17 protein-coding genes are annotated in these 23,921 nt (G+C 42.6%); 12 read left to right on the top strand and 5 right to left on the bottom strand.

Annotated elements, in window-relative coordinates:
* The first annotated feature begins 83 nt into the window (after nucleotides 1–83).
* Together V1499_RS01995 and V1499_RS02000 are read left to right on the top strand one after the other, a co-directional pair.
* Nucleotides 84–2,363 carry an ATP-binding cassette domain-containing protein gene (locus tag V1499_RS01995; protein WP_409273368.1) on the top strand — a complete coding sequence of 760 codons (2,280 nt, stop codon included), beginning with the start codon at nucleotides 84–86 and terminating at the stop codon, nucleotides 2,361–2,363.
* A 273-nt stretch (nucleotides 2,364–2,636) separates the two neighbouring features.
* The gene (locus V1499_RS02000; protein WP_409273370.1) at nucleotides 2,637–3,614 is read left to right on the top strand and encodes a tRNA dihydrouridine synthase; all 978 of its coding nucleotides are present in this window, start codon (nucleotides 2,637–2,639) and stop codon (nucleotides 3,612–3,614) included.
* Between the two features lie 176 nt (nucleotides 3,615–3,790).
* Here the strand turns inward: V1499_RS02000 and V1499_RS02005 are convergent, their stop codons facing one another.
* Nucleotides 3,791–4,510 carry a glycosyltransferase family A protein gene (locus V1499_RS02005; protein ID WP_409273372.1) on the bottom strand — a complete coding sequence of 240 codons (720 nt, stop codon included), beginning with the start codon at nucleotides 4,508–4,510 and terminating at the stop codon, nucleotides 3,791–3,793.
* A 415-nt stretch (nucleotides 4,511–4,925) separates the two neighbouring features.
* Between V1499_RS02005 and V1499_RS02010 the strand changes: the two genes are divergently transcribed.
* From V1499_RS02010 to pruA, 3 genes are all read left to right on the top strand, one after another.
* Nucleotides 4,926–6,989, top strand: a complete 2,064-nt coding sequence (locus V1499_RS02010; RefSeq protein WP_409273374.1) for a DUF4179 domain-containing protein — start codon at nucleotides 4,926–4,928, stop codon at nucleotides 6,987–6,989.
* A gap of 584 nt (nucleotides 6,990–7,573) precedes the next feature.
* Nucleotides 7,574–8,572, top strand: a complete 999-nt coding sequence (locus V1499_RS02015) for a DMT family transporter (protein WP_409273376.1) — start codon at nucleotides 7,574–7,576, stop codon at nucleotides 8,570–8,572.
* Between the two features lie 370 nt (nucleotides 8,573–8,942).
* Complete coding sequence (pruA, locus tag V1499_RS02020; protein ID WP_409273378.1) at nucleotides 8,943–10,574, top strand: L-glutamate gamma-semialdehyde dehydrogenase; 1,632 nt, start codon at nucleotides 8,943–8,945, stop codon at nucleotides 10,572–10,574.
* Nucleotides 10,575–10,619: 45 nt separating this feature from the next.
* Here the strand turns inward: pruA and V1499_RS02025 are convergent, their stop codons facing one another.
* On the bottom strand, nucleotides 10,620–12,437 hold the full coding sequence (locus tag V1499_RS02025; RefSeq protein ID WP_409273380.1) for a dihydroorotate dehydrogenase: 1,818 nt from the start codon (nucleotides 12,435–12,437) through the stop codon (nucleotides 10,620–10,622).
* 421 nt (nucleotides 12,438–12,858) lie between these two features.
* On the opposite strand from V1499_RS02025, the gene V1499_RS02030 reads away from it, so the two are divergent.
* Both V1499_RS02030 and V1499_RS02035 read left to right on the top strand, forming a co-directional pair.
* Complete coding sequence (locus tag V1499_RS02030; RefSeq protein WP_409273382.1) at nucleotides 12,859–14,301, top strand: HD-GYP domain-containing protein; 1,443 nt, start codon at nucleotides 12,859–12,861, stop codon at nucleotides 14,299–14,301.
* Between the two features lie 118 nt (nucleotides 14,302–14,419).
* Nucleotides 14,420–15,664 (top strand): MFS transporter, encoded by a 1,245-nt coding sequence (locus V1499_RS02035; RefSeq protein WP_409273383.1) that lies wholly within the window; start codon nucleotides 14,420–14,422, stop codon nucleotides 15,662–15,664.
* 139 nt (nucleotides 15,665–15,803) lie between these two features.
* On the opposite strand, the gene V1499_RS02040 is transcribed toward V1499_RS02035, so the two are convergent.
* Entirely contained in the window at nucleotides 15,804–16,382 is a 579-nt protein-coding gene (locus V1499_RS02040; RefSeq protein ID WP_409273385.1) for a uracil-DNA glycosylase, read from the bottom strand.
* Between the two features lie 210 nt (nucleotides 16,383–16,592).
* On the opposite strand from V1499_RS02040, the gene V1499_RS02045 reads away from it, so the two are divergent.
* Together V1499_RS02045 and V1499_RS02050 are read left to right on the top strand one after the other, a co-directional pair.
* A complete protein-coding gene (locus V1499_RS02045; protein ID WP_409273387.1) occupies nucleotides 16,593–17,189 on the top strand; it encodes a DedA family protein in 597 nt (198 codons plus the stop codon).
* A 91-nt stretch (nucleotides 17,190–17,280) separates the two neighbouring features.
* Nucleotides 17,281–18,330 (top strand): LLM class flavin-dependent oxidoreductase, encoded by a 1,050-nt coding sequence (locus V1499_RS02050; RefSeq protein WP_409273389.1) that lies wholly within the window; start codon nucleotides 17,281–17,283, stop codon nucleotides 18,328–18,330.
* 137 nt (nucleotides 18,331–18,467) lie between these two features.
* Here the strand turns inward: V1499_RS02050 and V1499_RS02055 are convergent, their stop codons facing one another.
* Together V1499_RS02055 and fabG are read right to left on the bottom strand one after the other, a co-directional pair.
* Nucleotides 18,468–19,295 carry an alpha/beta fold hydrolase gene (locus tag V1499_RS02055; protein WP_409273391.1) on the bottom strand — a complete coding sequence of 276 codons (828 nt, stop codon included), beginning with the start codon at nucleotides 19,293–19,295 and terminating at the stop codon, nucleotides 18,468–18,470.
* A gap of 121 nt (nucleotides 19,296–19,416) precedes the next feature.
* Nucleotides 19,417–20,157 (bottom strand): 3-oxoacyl-ACP reductase FabG, encoded by a 741-nt coding sequence (gene fabG / locus V1499_RS02060; RefSeq protein ID WP_409273392.1) that lies wholly within the window; start codon nucleotides 20,155–20,157, stop codon nucleotides 19,417–19,419.
* Between the two features lie 210 nt (nucleotides 20,158–20,367).
* Between fabG and V1499_RS02065 the strand changes: the two genes are divergently transcribed.
* The 3 genes from V1499_RS02065 (at nucleotide 20,368) to V1499_RS02075 (ending at nucleotide 23,921) form a co-directional block, all read left to right on the top strand.
* Entirely contained in the window at nucleotides 20,368–21,798 is a 1,431-nt protein-coding gene (locus tag V1499_RS02065; protein ID WP_409273393.1) for a sigma-54 interaction domain-containing protein, read from the top strand.
* Between the two features lie 242 nt (nucleotides 21,799–22,040).
* Complete coding sequence (locus tag V1499_RS02070) at nucleotides 22,041–22,913, top strand: branched-chain amino acid ABC transporter permease (protein ID WP_409273394.1); 873 nt, start codon at nucleotides 22,041–22,043, stop codon at nucleotides 22,911–22,913.
* A gap of 3 nt (nucleotides 22,914–22,916) precedes the next feature.
* A complete protein-coding gene (locus tag V1499_RS02075; protein ID WP_409273396.1) occupies nucleotides 22,917–23,921 on the top strand; it encodes a branched-chain amino acid ABC transporter permease in 1,005 nt (334 codons plus the stop codon).

Raw genomic sequence — 23,921 nt, forward strand, 5'->3', positions numbered from 1 at the left:
TTTTCCCTGTTTTTTTGTAACCAATTTCATTGTATAGTGGACGATTCAGCAAAATGTATTAACTCTACAGAAAGGAGAATTAGATGTCAGGAATAAGAGATGAAATCATTTTAAGAGGGCTTAAAGAAAATAATCTTAAAAATATAGATTTAAACATTCCGAAAGAAAAAATCATCGTCTTTACTGGTCTTTCAGGTTCAGGGAAGAGCTCAGTGGTTTTCGATACATTAGCAACAGAAAGCAGAAGACAAATGACGTTGAACTATCCTCATTATGTGAGATATCAAATGCCAAGGTACGAGCGGCCACATGCCGACCTTATGCAAAATTTAAGCCCGGTTGTAGTAGTAGAACAAAGGCCTGCAGGCGGCAATTCTCGTTCAACAGTTGGCACCTATATGGATATTGATCCATTAATCAGGCTTTTGTTCTCGAGAATAGGGAATCCGCCCATAGGTTCTGCTACCGAATTCTCGAGCCAAAGTTCCTTTGGCAGATGCCCCGAATGTGGCGGATATGGGGAAGTCATTACGCCGGACATAAATAAGCTTGTCGATTTCGATAAATCCCTTCGAGAGTATGCTGTCAAATTTAAGCCATTGTCTCCGGCAGGCTGGCAAGGCCATTGGATGATGACGTGCGGATTATTTGATCCGGATAAACCCTTGAAGGACTACCCGGAAGAAACACTCCACTTGTTCTTATATGGTCCCCGGGAAGGCGAAAGAGCCTATGCGCCGTTCCACACAAAAAATGGACCCCACAATGCCGAGTGGGATGGGTTATTGCCGAGATTTACGCGTGTCTATATAAATAGGGATATCTCAAAATTAAAACAAATATCCCAGGAAGATGTATTGGCAGTGTCATCCCATTCACTGTGTCCGACATGCCTTGGTTCAGGGCTGAACCCAAAGGTGCTGGAATGCAAAATAAATGGGCTGAATATCGCCGAATACGATCAGCTGGAACTTCCAGAATTACTGGATGAACTAAAGAAAATAAAAGACCCTATGGGAGAGTCGATAGCTAAACAGGCAATCCCATATGTAAAACAATTAGTCGACATGGGACTGGGATATTTGAGTCTTTCAAGAAAAATGGGTACCCTTTCCGGTGGTGAAGCACAAAGAGTAAAAATCGCCCGTCACTTGGGGAGCAGTCTAAACAATATTACTTACATTTTTGACGAACCAAGTGCAGGACTTCATCCGGAAGAAGTAGATATGTTAATCCAGATGCTAAAAAGGATAAAAGACCAGCATAATACCGTAATCGTAATCGAACACAATTTATCCATCATAAATGTAGCGGATGAAATCATTGAAATGGGACCGGGAGCAGGTGTAAATGGAGGAAATGTTGTCTACCAAGGAAAGATAGAAGGACTAAAAAACTCTCCAACCGCAAAAGCGTTAAATCAGAAGCCGAAAATAAACAAACGTCCAAGGGATATAAAAAGTTACTTTGCAATAAGAAGAGCAAAAAACAATAACTTAAAAAATGTGAATATCGATATTCCTAAAAATGTCTTGGTTTCTGTATGCGGAGTATCCGGTTCCGGTAAAAGCTCATTGCTATTGGAAGCATTCACACAAAAATATCCAGAATCGATAACGGTAGGGCAGGGTGGTATCGGAATCTCCAGCCGTTCAACCATGGCTACATATATGGGAATCATGGATGATATTCGCGCAATATTTTCAAAAGCAACAGAACAACCGCCAGGATTGTTCAGTTTTAACTCCTTAGGGGCATGTCCTGTCTGCAAAGGAAAAGGAGTTCTAACGCCGGAAGTAGCATTTGCGGATCCAGTGACAGTTCCTTGTGAAGCTTGTGGAGGTACGAGATACTCAGACGAAGCACTGTCCTATCGATTTCAAGATAAAAATATCGTAGAGATTTTAGATCTAACAATAGATGAATCGATTAACTATTTTAAAGCGCCAAAAATCCTAAAAAGGGTGAATGTGCTAAAAGAGGTAGGGTTGGGGTATCTAACCTTGGGGCAGACGACAAGTTCCTTAAGCGGAGGAGAGATCCAGCGGCTAAAACTTGCAAGCCATTTACAAAAGGAAGGCCAAATCTACCTGTTAGACGAACCATCCTTAGGGTTACACACAGAAGACGTTGAAAAACTCCTGGATGTATTTCAAAACCTTGTAAATAGAGGTAACTCTGTCATCATAATCGAACACAATCTTGACTTTATAGCGGCGAGCGACTGGATCATAGAAATGGGCCCGGGCGGTGGAAAACTAGGCGGACAAATTGTATTTGAAGGCACACCTGAACAGATGCTAAACGCAGAGACATTGACAGCGAAATGGTTGAAGGATGGAGTTAGTAAAGATCTCACATAAAGTGTGGGGCTATGATGGAAAGTTATAATGGATCCAGTGATAAACTTAATACAGGTTGAAGCTGTGGAGAAAAGTAAGCAGGAACCAAACTGGTTTCTGTTTGTTTTTTTTTGCGTGCCCAGCAAGGCATATGTGGGGACTCTACACCTCGACAGTTTGATAAAAAGAGGTTCACCGTGGTATAAGTGTAAAAGAAGCAGGGACATCTTTGTTTTTAATTTTGGGATAATGGGTTCACTTCGTATCCCATACTGAAAGGAAATGAATTTGAATATGAAAGAAAATTTTTGGCGTGATTTACCACGGCCTTTCTTTATACTTGCACCAATGGAAGATGTTACGGATGTTGTTTTTCGCCATGTCGTGAGTGAGGCGGCACGGCCTGATGTGTTTTTTACAGAGTTTACAAACACGGAAAGTTATTGCCATCCAGAGGGGATCAAGAGTGTGCGTGGGCGCTTGACCTTTACAGAGGATGAACAGCCAATTGTAGCCCATATCTGGGGGGATAAGCCTGAATACTTTCGGCAAATGAGTATCGGTATGGCGGAACTAGGGTTTAGGGGGATTGACATCAATATGGGCTGTCCAGTGCCTAACGTGGCGCAGCATGGGAAGGGAAGCGGGCTTATCCGCCGTCCGGATGTTGCTGCAGATATTATCCAGGCAGCAAAAGCAGGAGGATTGCCAGTAAGTGTAAAGACAAGGCTCGGTTACACGGAGATCGAAGAATGGCATGACTGGCTGACACACATATTGAAACAGGACATTGTCAATCTTTCCATTCATCTGCGTACAAGAAAAGAAATGAGTGAAGTAGACGCCCATTGGGAGCTGATTCCGGAAATAAAGAAACTTCGTGATGAGGTAGCCCCCGATACACTTTTGACAATCAACGGGGATATTCTTGACCGTCAAACTGGCTTGAAGCTCGTCCAACAATATGGAGTGGATGGGGTCATGATTGGCCGTGGTATTTTTAAAAATCCATTTGCCTTCGAAAAAGAGCCGAAAGAGCATAGCAGTATGGAATTACTTGATCTCTTAAGGCTGCATCTCGATCTCCATGACCAATATTCACCATTAACGCTGCGTTCGTTCAAGGCTCTGCATCGCTTTTTCAAGATATATGTCAAAGGGTTCCGTGGGGCAAGTGAGCTAAGAAATAATTTAATGAACACAGAGTCGACTGATGAAGTGCGGGCGATGCTCGATGACTTTGTGTCAAAGAACCTTGATGTAATGGGGTAACAGTAGATGTGCAATTCTGGCCTCCAGGTAATTTGCCCATGTGGTGGCAATTTGCCTGAAGGCCGTTCTTAATTAGTTATTTTTCGTAAGCTTATTATGGAAGAAGACTCCTTCTTTGACATGGAAAGAGTCGTCCTCGCAATATCAGAATTATAATCAAAACATAAGACTATTATTCACATAAATTCATTCAGTATTTTATCAACTTTAGAAGGGTCGGTTTCAACATCATCACCATCATAGTTATTAATAGTTTTTCTTACATTAAATTTGGTTAAAACATTTTTGGAGTGAACAACTATAACAAAATTTCTGCCAGGGAGTATTTCGTGTTTTAAATCTATTAAGCCTGTATGCCCATTTTTTGTTACGATGATTTTTCCATTTAAGAAATCTTCTGTTTTATAAACTAAGGCACAAAAAGGAGGCGATTTCCTATATGTGGTTGTTATCTGGTGTTTAGTTGAATCATAAATATAGCCGTTTTGACACAACAGTACTTCTGTCTCCTTTTTCGGATTATATTTATACAACTGGTCAATAAACGTTTTATGATACATATCATCTGAATCGAGACGGACAATATATAGATGTTCAAAACCAGAACAAAGCTGTTTAAGGGTATTGCTATATTCGGAGGATTTAACGAATCGAATGTTATTTGGAAGTTTTTTGTATGCCTTTAGTTCATCTTTAATAGTCTCTTCAGATTGTGGGTCGTATTGAATTAATGCGATAAAATTTTGGTTTGTTTGGTTTTTCAAGCTATTTAGGGTGTACTTCATAAAAACTGACATTCTATAATTAATCCATTCTTTACCTAATCTCTCTTCTGATGTTGAAGAATTTGCCCAACTATTAAACTTTATTGAAATAATGATTTGTTTATTATTCAAGATACTCACACTCCTTTCCTACATTGTATGAAAAATAATAATCGAGAGATTGTTTCTAAGCCTAGAAAACCTAATTATCAACATGGGTGAATATCTCCTGGTTCAAGCCGCCAAGAACAGTCCTTTTTACTGAAGGGAATAATCACTTCAAAAACTTGAATAGAAACTGGGAATAATCCTCTGCCTCTTCAACAACGACATGTTTTATCGAGCTGTTCGTCTAAAAGCCCAGAATAGAGATTTTCGACCGTAAGACGGTGCTCGGATAATCTTCACGATTTGGTCTGGCATTTTTAAAAGATTTTTACTCAGTGTGCCGTATACACTCCGCAAATGCTCTTGTCTAATCGCTATTGCGAATAAACTGCTCTCCTTATATGATTAAGTAAAGAGGATAATCTAGGGGGAACACTTTATGATCCCATCAAAAATAGAGCCCATTTCAATTACTCTAATAAGAGAAAAAAACGTCGAATCCATCTTCAATTGGTTCGAACTGCATAAACAATCGTTTTATATTTTGGGTTGCTCCTATCTTCGGAATCAGAGGCAATTGGAAGAAGTTTTTTACCAAACCATACTAAAAATACACAAGCAGCTGCCCCGATACAAAAAGGAAACATCATTCGAAACGTGGGTTACGTCCATTTTTATACAAGCCTGCCGGGAACTTTCTATCGATGGAAAGCTAAATGCTTCGGATGAAGGTGAACCGCGCCCGGAATTATTTCAAACTCTTGACCAGTTAAATGAGGATGAGAAGGATGCGGTGGTCCTTACATACATAAAAGGTGTCTCCCGGGAGGACGCGGCACTTCTTCTTAACGTTTCAGAGGAAAAGCTGAAAGAGCATTTGTTTTCCGGAATCCAGGCACTTAAAAAAGGGCTGGGCTATGGGCAGAGCGTCAATGGCTGTAAAGAGTATCATAAGAATTACATCGATTATTTGGACAGAACGATGGACCGGCCGGAAAAAGTCGATTTCGAAATACATATTTATCATTGCGAAAACTGTCAGGAAGATTTGGCTGCCTTTCAGGACGTCATGTTTTCCATGCAGGATCTTACTAAAAGGGTTGAGGATTTTCATCTGCCATCCAATTTTATGGAGAACGTCAAAGCCAGGCTGACAGTTAGGGAAAAGCACAGGAAACTGAAGAACAAGAAACGGAAAAGAATGGGGATTATTTTTGCGAGCGTTTTCGCATTATTAATTGGTTTAGAAGTTTTTACAGGGAATTTTACCAACCTCTACTATGCATATACTGAAGAGGATGAGCAATTACGTCCTTTTCTGCAACAGGGCCTTGGGGAAATGCTGAACCTTGAGGCAGAAAGTGATGGGGTGAAAATCAGAATCAAGAGTGCGATTGCGGATGATGTACAGACGCTCATTTTTTATGAAGTAGAAGATACAACGGAAGATAATCAATATGCAATCAATAATTTTGAAGGCGTTTTTGTGAAGAACGAACGTGAAATCATGAATCATACAACACAACCAAGGTTCTATCCCCCTGACCTCAATTCAACTTTTAACACGAAAGAAAAGAACGTGTATCAAGGAAAGATGAGTCTGCGGCCAATCTCAAAGGATGCCGGGATAATCGAACTTAGGATTACAAAGCTGCTGAAAATGATTCAGGATTCCTCTGGAAGGAATTTCAATTCTTTTGACAACACCGGTAATGAAAGAGGGGAGTGGAACTTTGAGATTCCTGTAACAAAACAGCCCTCTGTTGAATTTGTTTTGAATAGAGAAACAGATGTCGAAGGAATCCCGGTTCGATTTGATAAACTAACCGTTGCCCCGACAACGACGATCCTGCAATTTGCGATTAATACAGAACAGCCAAATAAGCGGATAGATCACTTGAATTTTGACAATCTAAAAGTGAACAATAAAAAGTTGAAAGCGGATATGTATGGGAGTCTTTACTTAGACTCACAACCTGAGATGAATTGGAACGCTTTACAAACGTACTTTGACCCACTTTTTGAAAAAAAGCCCAAAGAGGTCAACGTTCAATTCAAATCTGCCAGCTTAACAATTCAAGACCAGATGACCATCGAACTGAATGCTTCACAGGAATTTCCTCAAACCTTTGAATATGCAGGCAGTACGATCTCCATCGACAAGCTTGAAGTTGGACAGGAAACCAAGTTTGTAATAAGCAATCATGAAATCAAGAATAGGGTATATGAATCGCTTCACTTAGAATTTGCTGATGAAAATGGGTATGGAATTGGTTCGATGATGGATTCTGAAGGAGTACTAGTAGATAAAAATGGGGTTGAATACGATATCAATACTCCTGTCGCATATGAGGAAATCGACCAGCCCCGATATTTCTCTACTCTGCAAAGCATAATGGTTAGTCCCGACGCAACAGAGAATAGGATTCCTAAAAGTCTCAGAATCCATAGTTATAATACAACAAAATATTTGGACGACGTTGTAAAGGTTTCAGTAGAATGACAATCTTACTGTCTGCTTTACAATGTAGGAATGATTACACAATATTTTTATAATAACCAAAGCTTTATTCGAACTGAACTGCCCCGTAGTTGTTAAGAAAAACTAACAATTACGGGGTTTTTTCTATTGAATCGGCATTTCCCTACCACGTGCTTGACCATCAAGGGACTTTTAAAAAAGTAGGAGAATGTAAAGTAAAACAGTTGTTTTTAGGGTTCTGAATCAAATTGACTACCTTGCTAATGTACACTTTTTCTTTATTTTCTATAGGAATATAGGTAAGGGCCGGGCTGTTCTCTTTGGGAGAAGTATCGGAGCTATGTTTTGTATTGCTTGAAGAAGTATAAATGTAATTCTTGATAGACAAATTAACTGTATATTGACAGAGGGTTCCAATTAGTGCCCGGCAGTGGCAACGTTCGAAAAGCTTGTTCGCGCTTACCGGCATGGAAAAGTGACATTCTCTTTCCTCACCATCACCATACGATTAATTGATGTTGAGAGAAATGATTCATCGGAACAAAAGCTAATTCTTACTTTAGCTGGCTTCCGGTGAAATATTTTTTAGAGAAAAGGTTGATTTGATGAATATGAAAAGTATGAAGCAAGCCAGAATAGGCATAGGCCTTGGAGCTACATCAGCCATTGCATGGGGTGTAGATACAGTAATCATTGGCCTGATTATAGCAAGTACTCCGTTTAAAGAAGCCTTTGTACTTGCACCAATTATAGCCGCTTTCATGCATGACTTTTTCTCAGCTATTTGGATTTCCTTGCTGATGATTGTAAAAGGTGAATTTATTAACGTTTTAAAGCTAATTGGAACAAAAAGCGGCTTGATATTGATTTTAGGAGGATTGTGCGGCGGGCCATTGGCCATGACTTTTTACTTTCTTGGTATCCAACATGCGGGGGTAACGTATGCAGCAAGTATTGCTTCCATCTTCCCTGGGATAGGTGCTGTACTTGCTTTCTTTTTTTTGAAGGAAAAAATGGTCGGAAGAACTTGGCTTGGCGTAGTTTTAAGCATAATTGGCGTCATAACATTGGCATATGTGCCTTCGAAATTTGATGTCGAGAGTAACTTTTTCATCGGGATATTGTTTTCTTTAGGTGCCGCTTTGTTCTGGGGTCTTGAAGGGGTTATCAGTGCATGGGGAATGAGAGGAAAAAATGTGGTTCCGTTCTATGCAATTAATATAAGACAGTTAACCTCGGCGCTAAGTTTTGGGATAGTCATTATCCCGTTTGTTCAAGGTTATCCTTTAGTTTTTGAAGCAGCGTCATCCAATATAGTGTGGTGGCTTGTTATAGCAGGTTTATTAGGAACCATGAATTATTCTTTATATTACGCATCCATTGATATAATCGGTGCTGCCAGGGGGCAATCACTGAACAATACGTATGTTTTTTGGGCTATAGCAACCGAAATTCTGTTTATTGGTACCCCTATCAGCTGGCAATTTGTCATTGGAACGGCAATTGTACTTTTAGGTTCTGTCCTTGTATCAGGGAACATAAAAAGTTCAAAGACTGATGGTGAGCCCAGACTAAATAAAGGTGAAAGAGTCAATCCGGTTTAAAGACTTGGGGCTATATTGGCTAGGGAGACTTGTTCTTCTTTTATGAACAAAACAAGGATTTTCAAAGGGCGCGGGAATTGTACGGAAGGCTATGGCAATTACAAAAGGTAAAGACGATATTGGGGCAGTAAAAGAATGGTTGAAGATCTGACGGAAGAAATATAATAATTGCCGATTTTAAAAGAAGCTCTTCAAAACATGAAGCGCTTCTTTTTTATTGTTTTGAATGGCAGACATGGATACCAATCCCTGCTCTTTAAAAGGGAAAGAGAGCGCAAGAATCGCGAAAGTATGATATACTACTGAAGGTGTAAATAAATATAGTTATATAATAGTGAAACAGTATTTTAACAGGAAGGAAAGTGAGACTATGAGTAACGGAATTTTTAAAATCCCTGCAGTTAAAAACGAGCCTGGCAATACGTATGCTCCTGGCACAAAAGAAAGGGAAACGTTAAAAGCGGAATTAAAGCGCCAGTCCGAAAAGGTCATTGAAATTCCTGTCATTATTAACGGAGAAGACGTAAAGACAGATACAGTGAAACAAGTTGTTATGCCGCATGCTCACCAGCATGTACTCGCAAACTATTCTCAAGCGGGCGAAAAAGAACTTCGCGATGCTGTCGAAGCGGCGATGGCTGCGAAAGAAGCATGGGCAAATATGCCTTGGGAACACCGCGCATCCATTTTCCTAAAAGCGGCTGATTTGATCTCCGGTCCATACCGTGATGTGATGAACGCGGCTACAATGCTCGGCCAATCCAAAACAGCTTTCCAATCCGAAATTGATGCCGCCCAGGAATTAATCGACTTCCTGCGTTTTGGCGTTGAGTGTGCCAACCAAATCTATCAAATCCAGCCTGATAGCATGAAGAATATTTGGAACCGTACGGATTACCGTCCATTGGATGGTTTTGTATTGGCGATTTCTCCATTTAACTTCACGGCAATCGGCGGAAACCTGCCGGCAGCTCCTGCGATGATGGGGAACGTAGTTGTTTGGAAGCCAGCAACAACTTCCATTCTTGCAAACTACTATTTCATGCGTATCCTTGAAGAAGCTGGTTTGCCAAAAGGCGTCATTAACTTCGTACCATCACGCGGTTCTCAAGTGTCCGAGGTTGTGTTGACTGACCCTCGCATGGCTGGATTCCATTTCACTGGTTCGACAGATACATTCAACACAATTTGGAAAACAGTCGGTGAAAACATTTCCAAGTACCAATCCTATCCTCGCCTGATTGGGGAAACTGGCGGTAAAGACTTTGTATTTGCCCACGAAACAGCGCAAGCGGATAAAGTTGCCGCTGCCCTTGTTCGCGGAGCATTTGAATACCAAGGCCAAAAATGTTCGGCAGCTTCCCGGGCTTACATCCCGGCAAGCATGTGGGAAGCAGTAAAAGGAAAGCTGCTTGAAGACACCGCGAAGCTCAAAGTTGGTGATGTCCGCGACTTTAGGAACTTCATGGGCGCAGTAATTGATAAGCCTGCTTTTGATTCAATCACAGGCTATATCGACTATGCGGCTAATTCCGAAGATGCGGAAATTATCGCGGGAGGTACGTACGATGATTCTGTCGGGTATTTCATTCAGCCGACAATTATTGTAACAACCAATCCAAACTTCAAGACGATGGTTGAAGAAATTTTCGGGCCAGTCTTGACTATCTATGTTTACGAAAATGATAAATTGGAAGAAACTTTGGATGCGGTTAATACAGCGTCGATCTATGCATTAACTGGTGCAATTTTTGCCCAGGATCGCAATGCAATCATTCACCTGGAGCGCCGCTTGTCCGAAGCAGCAGGAAACTTCTACATCAATGACAAGCCAACTGGCGCGATGGTTAACCAACAGCCATTCGGCGGTTCCCGCGGATCCGGCACGAACGACAAGGCTGGTTCCATCTTCAACATGATTCGCTGGACTAGCCCTCGTGTCATCAAAGAAAACTTTGTGCCTACAACGGATATCGCATATCCATTCATGGACGAAGAATAAGATAAGAAGTAAAAAAGCGGTTGAAACGATTGTTTCAGCCGCTTTTTAATTTTGCCTGGTTTTTTTAAAAAATGACCCATTCATTAAAAATGGCGCCGTGCAAATGACCCCGGCAACGTACAGGAGCAAGGCGAAATACGCAGGCAATAAGTGGATGAAATCAGTATACCCGATAATAAAATGGGTCACAATTCCTGCTAAAAATGCCGGTATTGCACCAATTGTAAAGGTCCACCAAACCCAACGCTCTCCCTCCCGGATTCCCCATAAGGCGAGCATTAATACGAGCAAGCCAACACTTAATAACGCGCTTCCGAAACCGGCGCGGTCGTGGGCAATCACAGGTATTAACTTATCATTAAACGCATTAAGCATTTCCGGAGACATGCATAGATAGGTTATATCCGTCGGGACAAATACACTCGAAGCTCCAATGAACGAAATGACGGCTCCGCCAACGGTCAAAGAAGCCCCCAATACAATAAAGGCAAGCTGCCCAATCAGGCTCAGCTTCCAGGCACGGCTGTTGTAAAGGTTCGTGCTTGTGGGACTCTCCCCCGCGGTCCTTGTTTTCAAAAATCCCGCAATGAAAAAAGGCAATAATATAAGCCAAAACAATCCATGCAGCCAGTCGAAATACCCATATCCGATAAATAGAAAAATCCCAAGGAATCCAATAATCCCGGCGGTATTCACGGCTTTTCTCGCCCAATGCAGCCCGAGCCGGATTCCATGCCTCGCCAGCTGCATATAGATGATGCCGCCCGATATCATGGTCCCCGAAAGTGTCATGCGGTCATGCGCCATAAAAAATAAAATCGCGGAATTAAAATCCAAAATATCGTCCCTGAACATACCAAGGAACGCTTCATCGTAGGGAAGGATCACATCTTTCATGCTGAAAAATAACGCGATGAATCCAGCAACTGTAATGGCAAACCCAAACAGCCAATACCAGAACCATCCGCCCCAAATGGCGGGCTGCTTTTGGAATGTGCCACTGTATGCTTCATTTATCCGTTTTGGCAGCCCAGGGCCGGAAAATACGTATTCCTGCCCCAAAAGGATAATGGAAGCGCCGTCCTCCAATAATGCCACAGCATCAGCTGGTTCCTTTACTCCGCCTGAAGTTATTAGCGGCACGTCCCCGCCAAATGATTCCCTTAAAGCTGCCAATCCATAGCGAAGCACTTCAGAAGAAGCCCCTTCCATAAGGATTCCGTTTGGATGAAAGGTTCGAATCCGTTCGATCGTTGTTCCAAGTTCTTCTGTGCAATGGAGGATGACTGGCTTACCTATCCTGTCCCTAAAATGGTGAAATTCAGTATCTGCTTCAAAAACATTGCTATTTACTATGAAGGCATCACTATAAGGAAGGAGTTCATCACAAATTTCGTTTATTTCATTTAATGTTCCTTCAACCCTTATAAGAAAAGGCACTTTTTTCTTTTTCAAAGAATCCAGTTCCTTTTTTACTGCTTCTATCCCTTGAAATCGGCCTGTGAGTCCCGTTATTTGTTCTTTTTCATGGTCAATCCGCAGCATTTCCCTTTGTGGTGAGCCGTTGAATGAAACGGGACCGATTTCGATGAAGCCAAATCCAAGGTTTTGAAAGGCTTTCAATCCTGATAATTCGGGATCCAATCTCCCGCTCAGGCCTACCGGAGTGTCAAAATGAACGTTAAAAAGATGCTTCTCAAGTTCCTTGGAAGGCGCCATGTGGCCAAGGAATTCAATTAAGGCTTCGCCGATTGGCGTGGATGATATCATGCTCATTCCACGGTGAATAAACCCGCGGCTTAAGGCAGGCGGCAGCTTCATGAGAATTGGCTTGAATATGGTATGATACGACCAATCCGGCATGGTTTCTCTCCCCCTTGACTCTCTCTTTTAACATATTACCATATGGGCAAATGTTACCACCTACCATTTTACAGATGATTGCCAGCGCCAGGTTATAAAGTTTAATGCCCGAAGAACGTGCTACCACTGCTGTTCGGTCACTAAATCAACTTTTAAAGCCCGAAGCAATGAAAAGGAAGTCCCAGTTTTGCGGTTCAGTCAGCAGAGTTGATTTTGTTTACTAATGTATCTTACGAGACGTTAATTTTGCTTTGAGTAGGGCTTTTCTTCTAAAAATTTTTCGGACAGCGGTCTCAACCAATTCGTTAATACTACTTTTGCGTTGGATAACCAAAAATTTATTACATTTACATTTTATTCCCATGTTAAAATAGAAAAGGATTCACAAAATTCGTTCTGTTAATCAGCCCGGAGGATTAAGATGAAAAAAATAATGATGTCAATACCTTTTTTAGGAATAATTTTCCCATATGTTTTATTTGAATTGATTCAATTGGGGATTTTCAGGAATCCGGCCTTAGTGCATCCGCATGGCCACTTTTATATTGTTTCGATTGTGTCCATTCTTGCATCAGGGATTGCAATTTTGGTAGGAATAGCTGGCAGCAGGTTGAGGAATATAAAAGTGAGTATCCTTTCGCTCGCTTTTCTCTCTCTCTCTATTATGTTTTCAGTTCATGGCCTTTCAACGCCGTCTTTTATTTTTGGAATAACAAGCCTTCCTGGTGTAGCGGCGCAATTAAGCATGTTGCTGGTAACAGTTTGGCTATGGTTCTCTTCTTTTTCCTCAAATAATAAATTTATAGTTTTGCTTGCCTCCCAGCAAAAAGTCCTCGTTCCTTCCTGGACGATTGCCCTAAGCATTTTTTGCACAATCGGCCTTCTGAATCCAGGGATTGTTGACATTGTTCCACTTAACATGAATCCGTTAAAAAATATCATTACCGTCCTTATTCTTTTAATTAATGCGCTGACAATACACAGGTATTTCCAGTCGTACCGTTTTACGCGGTTTCCATTGCAGCTGGCAATTGTCTATAGCTCTGGTTGGATCATGGTGTCCCAGATTATTATGGTAAGAGGATTATTGTGGAGCCTGAGCTGGTGGATTTATCATTTCCTTCTTCTTGGTTCGATGGTGGTAATGATCATTGGCCTATACAAGCAATATGCAGTAAAAGGGACAATATCCGAGTCACTAAGATCACTTTTTATTACTGATCCTTTTGAGCGGATAACAAATAGCATTCCGTCCAGTATCAGGGCGCTTGTGACGGCTACAGAAGAGAAAGACAGTTATACAGCCGGACATACATTCAGGGTAACCTTATATGCTTTGAAACTAGCAGAAGAAATGGGTCTCAGACCAGAAGAGTTGCGAACTATTCTGCAAGGTTCCCTCCTGCATGATGTTGGAAAGATAGGCATTCCAGATCACATACTAAATAAACCAGGAAGATTGACACATGAAGAAAGAAAGTTGATTGAGGAACATCCTGCAACAGGATTTACTATGTGCAAAGGGCTCGGATTTTTAAAAGAAGAATTAAGCATCATTCGCTCCCATCATGAAAAGTGGGACGGTACAGGATATCCGGACAGGCTTTCTGGAGAAAACATACCATTATATGCAAGAATCGTAGCCGTGGCAGATGTATACGACGCACTCACCTCGGAAAGGTCGTACCGGAAAGCATGGACTCACGGCAAGGCAATCGAATTTTTAAAAGAAAATATAGGAACCCACTTTGATCCTGCGTGTGTTGCTGCATGGGAAGCGGTATGCATAAAGAATCCATTTGTTTATCAATATCCTTCAGAATTCATAAAGGATGGGACAATCGTCAGGAGGGCTTTAGCTTAATGAAAAAATTTCAGTGTTGCCACATACTCACACATGTTGAATCAGTCGTAAGGTGTGTGCGAATAGTATAAATTTGGGTATACTGTTGCTAGTAAAAACAGAAATGAGTTGTTAAGAAATGAATTTAGAAACAAATGATCATAAAGAGAATTGGTTCAGGAATATCATTCTCTTTTTAACAAGCCAGACGATATCGCTTTTTGGATCATCACTGGTTCAATATGCGATAATGTGGTACATCACGTTAACGACAAAATCGGGATTAATGATGATGTTGTATATCATTTGCGGTTTCATCCCTACGTTTATTTTGTCGCCTGTTGCCGGCGTTTGGGCCGACCGCTATAACCGGAAAATGCTGATTGTATTTGCAGACGCGCTTATTGCAGTGGCTACATTAATTCTGGCTATCCTTTTTTTAATGGGGTTCGATTCCATTTGGCTGCTTTTTGTGATGGCTGCGATACGTGCCTTTGGTACGGGGATTCAGACTCCGGCTGTCGGAGCTATTTTGCCGCAAATCGTTCCGAAGGATAAGCTGACAAAGGTAAACGGCATAAATGGAAGTATCCAGGCTATCATCATGTTTGTGTCGCCAATGGTCAGTGCGGCGTTACTGGCATTGGCTTCAATTGAATTTATTTTCTTCATTGATGTCATTACAGCAGCGATAGCCATTGTGACATTACTTGGTTTCTTGAAAATTTCCGCGCATAAGAAGGCAACGGAAAAGCAAACAACGAGCTACTTGAGTGACTTCAAACAAGGCTTGCACTATATAAATAGCCATGCTTATCTAAAGCAATTTTTCCTTTTCTTTGCGGTCTTTTTTGTTTTGATGGCGCCAGCTGCATTTTTGACCCCACTGCAGGTTGCCCGGAGCTTTGGCGATGATGTTTGGAGGTTAACTGCAATTGAGATTGCCTTTTCAATCGGGATGATGGCTGGCGGCGGAATTATTGCCGCTTGGGGAGGCTTTCAAAATAAAGTAAAAACAATGGCATTTGCGAGTGTGGTCATGGGAGTTTGCACATTCGCGCTTGGAATCGTTCCAATCTTTTGGATTTATTTAGTCTTCATGGGCATTTTCGGAGTTACAATGCCAATCTTCAACACTCCGACGACTGTTCTTTTGCAGGAAAAAATTGAAGAGGACTATTTAGGAAGAGTTTTTGGAGTCATGGGGATGATTGCAACTTCAATGATGCCAATCGGAATGCTTATATTTGGCCCAATCGCCGATATAATCAAAATCGAATGGCTGCTGATAGGAACGGGTGTATTCATTATTGTCTTGGCTATCTTGTTAGGGCGGAACAAAGTATTAATCAAGGCTGGAAAACCGGCTTTAGAGGAAACATAGATTATAGAATGAACTTCAAAGAGAAATTTTCAACTTGCCTTTTGGTGTCCAGCCATAAAATAATCCCTAGGAGCAAGCAGAACTGATTTTTCAGGCTGCTAGCTTTTAGGGATGTTTTTAGCTATAAAGATAGTTTAACTTACAGCCCCTTTGTTAAAAAATACGCTCCGGCTAGTTTGAAATCCTCTAAAAATAACGGCCAAAGATTCGGGCGGCGCCTGACAGCCAATGGATGGTAGGCAACGATTGTTTTGTATCCATTGACTTCATGGATTTGTCCTCTTAATGATTTTACGTCAGCTTCCGTATTCTGAAAAAAGGATTGGACCGCGATGTTGCCGAGGCAGACAATAAGCTGAGGGTGCTTTAATTCAATCTGTTGTTTCAAATGATTCATGCAGATTTGCCTCGTTCGTTCTTTATCGTATTTTCTAACCGGTTTCCTTTTTAAAACATAGGTTACATATAAATCCTCGGCTTGAAAACCTGCTTCAAAGGCAGCCTTTTGAAGTGCTTGCCTTGTTCCGCAAACAAAGGGTTTACCTTCCCGATCTTCCCTGGAACCCGGATTATCCAAGAGGATAAGGATGGGGGCATGCGGATTCCCTTCACCCCAAACCATTCTCGATCCATGCTCGTAGAGACCGCATTCACTGCAGTTCTTTACTACTTCTGGGGTTGGTTCTTCTGGCCAAAATGAAGGGCAAAACCCACTCATACGATAAGCTCCTCCGGATATCAATATTTAATATTATGCCCACTTCCCTGGTGAATAAGTGCTAATCAAAATCTCTATGACACTGCCGCTTATGAATAGCCTTTTGCATAAATAGGATGATAGGCCAAAGAATAAAAGTGGGCTTTCTTTTTATTTACTCGAAAAACGGGTGAATAAATAGTTCTAATATCTTCCCTGGTGGGATGCGCAATGGAACAGCATTTGAACTATATTATTGAGCATTACGGCTATATCGGGATCACCATTTTGCTGATAGGGGGAATTGTCGGCCTTCCCCTTCCTGATGAGGTCCTTTTGACATATGTCGGTTTTTCAATTTTCCAGGAAAAACTTTCTTATTTTCCTTCATTGGTGAGTGCGTGTGTAGGGGCGGCAGGCGGAATTAGCCTTAGTTATTTTATTGGCTATAAATTAGGGCTGCCGCTTTTACATAAGTTCGGCCCCAAAGTCCATATTACCAAGCACAAAATCGATTATACGAGGAAGCTATTTGAAAAAATTGGCCCAGCCATCCTTGTAGTTGGGTATTTTATCCCGGGAATCCGCCATCTAGCCGCATATATCGCGGCCATTAACAATTACCCATTTAAAAAATTTATTGTTTTTGCTTACAGTGGGGCTTTTATTTGGACTTTTACCTTTATCACTTTGGGAACAGTACTGGGTAAGGACTGGGATAAAGTTAAGTTGTACGTGTCAAAGTATAGCTTCTATTTGATAGGCTTGCTGCTCCTGGCGGTTGTTTTCTATTTTTTTTGGAAAAAGAAGATCAGGAAACAGAAGTGAGAGCAGATATTTACGCTTATTTTTTTAAAAAAGGTACAATGATGGGTATCTGGCCAGTCGTTTTGGCGGCTGGTGAAAGGGGAATTTGAAAATGGAATTAGGTATTAGTACGTTTGTGGAAACGACGCCGGATCCGGAGACCGGGAAAGTTGTCAGCCATGCACAGCGTTTGCGTGAAGTAGCAGAGGAAATTATTTTAGCGGATCAGGTGGGGCTTGATGTTTTTGGGGTTGGTGAACATCATCGGGAGGATTTCGCAGCTTCCTCACCGTCAGTATTGCTGGCGGCCGCCGCAACGCAGACAAAGAGAATACGGCTAACAAGTGCTGTTACGGTCCTTTCATCGGATGACCCGGTCCGGGTTTTCCAAGATTTCGCGACGCTTGACGGATTATCAAATGGCCGGGCGGAAATCATGGCTGGCAGGGGATCGTTTATCGAGTCGTTTCCGCTCTTTGGCTATGATTTGAAGGATTATGATGAGCTTTTTGAGGAGAAACTGGACTTGCTGTTGGCGCTGCAGAAGTCCGAAAAAGTTACCTGGAGCGGGAAGCACCGTCCTGCCATTCAAAATATCGGGATATACCCGCGGCCGGTTCAGGATCCATTGCCGATTTGGATCGGAAGCGGGGGCAACCAGGAATCAGTCGTCCGTGCTGGCCTTCTCGGATTGCCGCTTGTACTCGCCATTATCGGGGGAAGCCCGCTTCACTTTGCTCCTTTAGTACAGCTGTACTGGAAAGCCGCGGAGCATGCGGGACACGACCTTTCAAAATTGAAGGTGGCGTCCCATTCACATGGCTTTGTTGCCGAAACTACCGAGACAGCCGCAGATAAATTTTACCCGTCAACCCAGCAGGTTATGACTAAACTGGGACGGGAGCGGGGCTGGGGTCCATATAGCCGGCGGGCTTATGACTCCGCGAGGTCTCTTGAGGGAGCGCTTTATGTCGGGGATCCTGGTACAGTCGCGGAAAAGATTATCTTTTTACGCAAGAAGGTAGGTATAACCAGGTTCATGCTCCATTGCCCGGTTGGCTCGATGCCGCATGAGGATGTCATGAAGGCGATTGAACTGTTCGGCACAAAAGTGGCGCCGAGGGTCAGGGAAGAAGTCGCTCGCTGGGAAGCGACACAGTAATATTCAAAGGTTATACCATTTGTCTTGAAAAGTGATAAGTACCGTTTTTGTACTAATCACTTTTCAAGGCTTACCAACTAGACTTTTTAAATATTCATTTTTATACCGAAGTCAAAGACTGCAAACAGGCCGCCACACTAACTCCTCATACGCTCACTATTTTTCAAAACAAACCCCGCCATCGCAGTCAACAAGCTCCCAGGCTGTTCAAAAATGGTCACATGGCCACACTCGGGAATGATGAGATATTCCGTATCCGGTATGTGCCGTACCAAAATGTCAGAAAATCGGCGGGGGGTCAACAGATCATTTTCCCCAACCACTACGAGAGTCGGACACTTCACTTTGCAAAGCTCATCGGTTACATCCGAATCATTGATATACGTATCATAGAGGTGGACCTGCCCGTTGAAATAATCCTCTCCAATATCATTCATTAGCTTTGCCCGCTCGGCGAGAAATTCTTTATTTTTCTCAACAAAGGAATTGCAGTAGAGGGAAGGGACCGCTCCCCAGAAAAAAGCTTCTCCTTGAGGGCCTATAGCCAGCTGTTTCCAGCCCTCCAAAAATAGCCGAGTCGTTTCGCCAAGTTCACTGGCAACATCAATCAAAGTGAGGCTAACCGCAATTTCAGGGTAATCAATCGCAAACCTTAATGCGACTGCCCCGCCGTACGAGGTACCGACCAGGTGCACCTTTTGGATTCCCAACCTATCCAGCAAAACCTTCGCATCTTCTGCATGCTCCCTAAATGTATAAGGTCCATCAGGCTTGGCGGACTTCATTTGTCCTTTAAAGTCATGAAGGACAATCCGATAGCCGAGTTTTTCAAAAAGGGGGTAGTATAAGGCCCACGAAGATGTGGTCGTCATCACCCCATTAAAAAACATCACCGTTTTGGACGCTTCCGAATCCCCAAAAACCTCGTAAAACAATTCATTTCCGTTAATATTCATCATGGCCATGCCAACGCCTCCCATCATATACAAAAAGGCTGAATCCCGTAAGAATCAGCCCGAATCAACCTCGAAAATCGGACAAAACCAAACTAGTTTTAAAGAGCCCTGTCCGATAAACCCACATGAATTAAAGCACAACCCCGCCGTCGACGCTCAATACAGTCCCGGTAATATACCGTGCTTCATCAGATGCAAGGAACGTATACGCATTGGCAATGTCCTCCGGCTGGCCGAGGACCCCGAGCGGAGATTTTCCTTTCATCATTTCAAGAACCTTTTCAGGCATTTTTTCGACCATCGGCGTCATGATGAACCCAGGGGCAACCGCATTCACACGGATGCCAAACCGGCCAAGCTCCTTCGCCCACGTTTTGGTCATGCCGATGACGCCCCATTTGGTTGCTGCATAGTTGGTTTGTCCGAAGTTTCCATATAAGCCAACAACGGAGGAGGCATTCAAAATGACGCCGCGACTCTGCTCCTTCATTTGTTTTGCTGCGGCCTGGGCGACGTTGAAGACTCCTTTTAAGTTAACATCAATGACCCTGTCCCACTGGGCTTCTTCCATTTTAATCAACTGGGCGTCAGCGGTGATTCCGGCGTTATTCACAACTATGTCAACGCTTCCAAAATGCTCCACTGTATCAGAAACCATTTTTTCCACCTGGCCCAAATCAGTTACATCAACGATCATTCCAATCGCTTTGCCGCCGTCTTCATTAATAACGGCAACCGTCCGGTCAACATCCTCGCTGTTTACATCAGCAACGATGACTTTTGCACCTTCTTTTGCGTATTTAATCGCAGTTGCTTCCCCGATTCCTCTTCCAGCTCCTGTAACAATCGCCACTTTGTCTTTTAATCTCATTTCTCGTTACCTCCCAATATATAGTCAATTAAATAGTATGCAAGAATCTTGCCAACCTGAATAATCACTATTTTTAAAGAAAATCGCCACCCGGAATGTAGCAAACAGCAAACACTGTCCGAATTTCCTACATTTTTTTTAAAAAAAGTTCCATTCCACACTGTTAATTATATACAATAAAGGAAAAGGGATGAAAAAGGAGGGGAGTTTGTGGGGTTGGATGTTACCAACGTAATCACCTCTGTAGACTTGGAAGTCCTTGGCTCGGAGGCTTTTCTGAATACAATGGAAAAGCTGTTTGATCCTATTTCGGTTCCAATCATTTTGGTTGATAAAGATACAAAAATTCGGATGATTAACCAAATTTTTGCCGATTATTTAGGTTTCCCGAAGGAAGAAATCCTAGGAAAACCGGTATTGGAAGTAGATGAATTTTCAAGGTTCCCGTATGTACTATCAAGCAAAAAGCCGGAAATAGCCTGGAAACATAAATTCAAGAACGGAAAAACAGCGATTGTCCACAGAATACCTGTACTGGATATAAATCAAGAAGTGGCCTACGGGTTTGGGTTGCTGCTCTTCCAGGATGTAAAAGAGTTCAAGGATATTATTGAAAAAAATAAACTCCTCGAGACAGCGTTAAACTATGCCGAGGAACAGTTGAAGCACATCCATGGTGCGAAATATAGCTGGGAAAACATCCTTGGTACAAGCGAGAAAATGGTGTTGGCGATTTATATGGGGAGAAGGGCATCCCAGACAAAATCGAATGTTTTATTGCTGGGGGAAAGCGGGACAGGCAAGGAATTATTTGCCCATGCAATCCACCACTCCAGCAACAGAAAGCATGAGAGATTTATCAAGGTTAACTGTGCCGCAGTCCCTGCTGAGCTGCTTGAGTCGGAACTATTCGGCTATGAGGAAGGAGCGTTTACCGGCGCTAAAAAGGGAGGCAAGCCTGGAAAGTTTGAACTGGCAAGCGGCGGCAGTATTTTTCTTGATGAAATTGGCGACATGCCGCTCAGCATGCAGGCCAAGCTCCTTCGCGTCCTGCAGGAAAAAGAGATTGAAAGAGTTGGCGGTACGAGGACGATTCCAGTCGATGTTCGCGTGATCGCGGCCACCAATAAAAACCTTGAAAAAATGGTCGAGGAAGGGTCATTCCGTGAAGATCTTTTTTACCGCCTGAATGTCATGTCAATTGAAATCCCGCCATTGCGCGAACGGGAAACCGATATTGCGGACTTGGCGATGAAGCTGCTTGAGAAGCTGTCAAGCCAGTTAGGGGTTTACGTCCGCACTATTTCCAAAAATGCGATGGAGCATCTGCTGAACTACCATTGGCCTGGTAACGTCAGGGAACTGGAGAACGTACTGGAGCGTGCCATCAATCTCACAGATACCGATACGATTCATTCTGTCCATCTTCCATTCACGATTACGAGAAACAAGAAGCTTCATAAGCTATCAAATGGGCAAACGTTAAAAAGTATCCTGGAGGAAACGGAAAAAGAGATTATTAAAAATTACCTGGACGAGTTGAATCATAACAAAGTAAAGGTAGCCGATATCCTTGATATTAGCCGTTCAAGCCTCTATGACAAAATTGAAAAATACGAATTAAAGCCGCCTTTGTCGTAAAACCATACACCTGTCGGATTATCGGACACTAAAAAAGTAAGCGTTTACAAAATAAAATGGCTTTGAGAAAAAATCAAAGTCATTTTTTATTTGTCCAAAAAATTTTAATAAGTCGAAAAAACCTTTAAAATAAAGGTTTTTCGCAACATCACCCAATCAGCATAACCATTTTATTAAAAATTGGCACGGTATTTGCAATGTAAGAAAGTATAGCTGCAATCAAAAGAAAAGGAGGGCTTGTTATGGTTGAATTTTTACAAAATGTCATAGCTGGATTGGAAACAGGCAGTTTGTATGCTTTGGCTGCCCTGGGTTTAGTCCTGATTTACCGGACCTCTGACGTCATTAACTTTGCTCAAGGTGAAATGGCTATGTTCAGCAGCTTTATCGCCTTTACAATATTCCAGCAAACGATGTCTTATCCAGTTGCATTCATCGGGGCGATTTTATTTGCGGTCTTTCTCGGATTTCTCGTTGAGAGAGTCTTCATACGCCCTGCATCTAAGGCTAACCTGGTAAGTAAAATGATCATCACCCTTGGACTTATTATGATTTTTAACGGTGTTGCATCTGCATTGTTCGGAATCGATATGCACCCATTCAGAAAAGCGTTGACCATGGACAATATCAACATTGGGGAAGTCATTATCCAGCCTAACGCCATTTTCATCATCTCAATCACACTCGTAATCATGGCGATTTTATTTTATTTGATAAAAAATACATTGATTGGCATTGCCATCCGTGCCACTGCCCAAAATGAGACAACCGCAAAATTGATGGGAGTGCCGGTTTCGAAGGTGTATTCCTTGTCATGGATCATCGCTACCGTACTCGGAGCGATCGCAGGAATCCTGATTGCCCCGACAACCAACGTTTCGACGACGATGATGGGAGAAGTGCATTTGAAATCATTCATTGCTGCCGTCCTTGGCGGTTTCGGATCTTTTGTCGGGCCAGTTGTTGGCGGTTTTGTTATCGGGGTTTTTGATAACCTTGTTGGCTACTACATCTCGCTGCAATGGAAAACAGTCATCGTCTATGCCTTGTTGATCATCATTTTAATCGTGAAACCTACAGGACTCTTCGGCAAAGTCCACCGGAAGAAGGTGTAAGACATGAAGGGATTGTTAAAAAACAAACCATTCCTCTATATAGTGGCCGGGCTAATCGTCGCGATAATTCCATTACTGGTTGAGATGGAGCGGTCGACAATGACGATGATGAACCTGATCGTCATTTATGCAATCGTTGCGATCGGCTTTAATATCCTTCTCGGCTACGCGGGACAAATCTCGCTTGGCCATGCGGCATTTATGGGGCTTGGAGCCTATTTATCAGCTTATATTACTGCAAACTATGAACTTCCGTTTTTAGTAAGTCTCTTATTATCCGGACTGATTCCGATGGTTATCGGGCTCTTCCTTGGACTAGTGGCGCTTCGCCTTGAGGGCCATTACCTAGCGATTGCGACACTTGGCTTTGGGGTTGCCATTCAGCAAACCTTTAAGGAATGGATTGCCTTTACGAATGGATTCTCCGGGGTACGGGCGGCCACCCCTGAAATTTTTGGCTTCGCCTTGAGAGAACGTGAACACTTTTTCGTTTTGGCGGTCATCATCTGTGTTTTGCTCATTCTGTTTGCCCATAATCTTTTATCCTCAAAAACCGGACGCGCCTTGATTGCGATCCGTGATAGTGAGCACGCGGCCCAGGCGATGGGCGTCAGCTTATTCAAATATAAATTGATTGCCTTTGCACTAAGCGCTTTTTACGCCGGGATCGGCGGTTCTTTATATGTACACTTGATCCGATATACAGAGCCGAATCAATGGGGAATTGACCTGTCACTGAATTTATTGGCGATGGTGGTTATCGGAGGCCTGGCCTCCATACCGGGAAGCGTATTAGGTGCAGCATTTATCGTATTCATTCCTGAATTCGTAAAAGACATTGAGTGGCTGCAGAACATCAAGAACGTTGCAAGCATTTTTACCGGGATCGCGCTTGTCCTTGTCATTATGTTTTTCCCATATGGCCTTGCGCGAATAGGATCCCAGCTTAAATCACTATTCGCTGGCAGGCCAAAGCACACGAAACCGACAAAGGGGGTGGAGGGATAA

The sequence above is a fragment of the Neobacillus oceani genome, assembly GCF_046237595.1.
Lineage (GTDB): Bacteria > Bacillota > Bacilli > Bacillales > Cytobacillaceae > Bacillus_D > Bacillus_D oceani.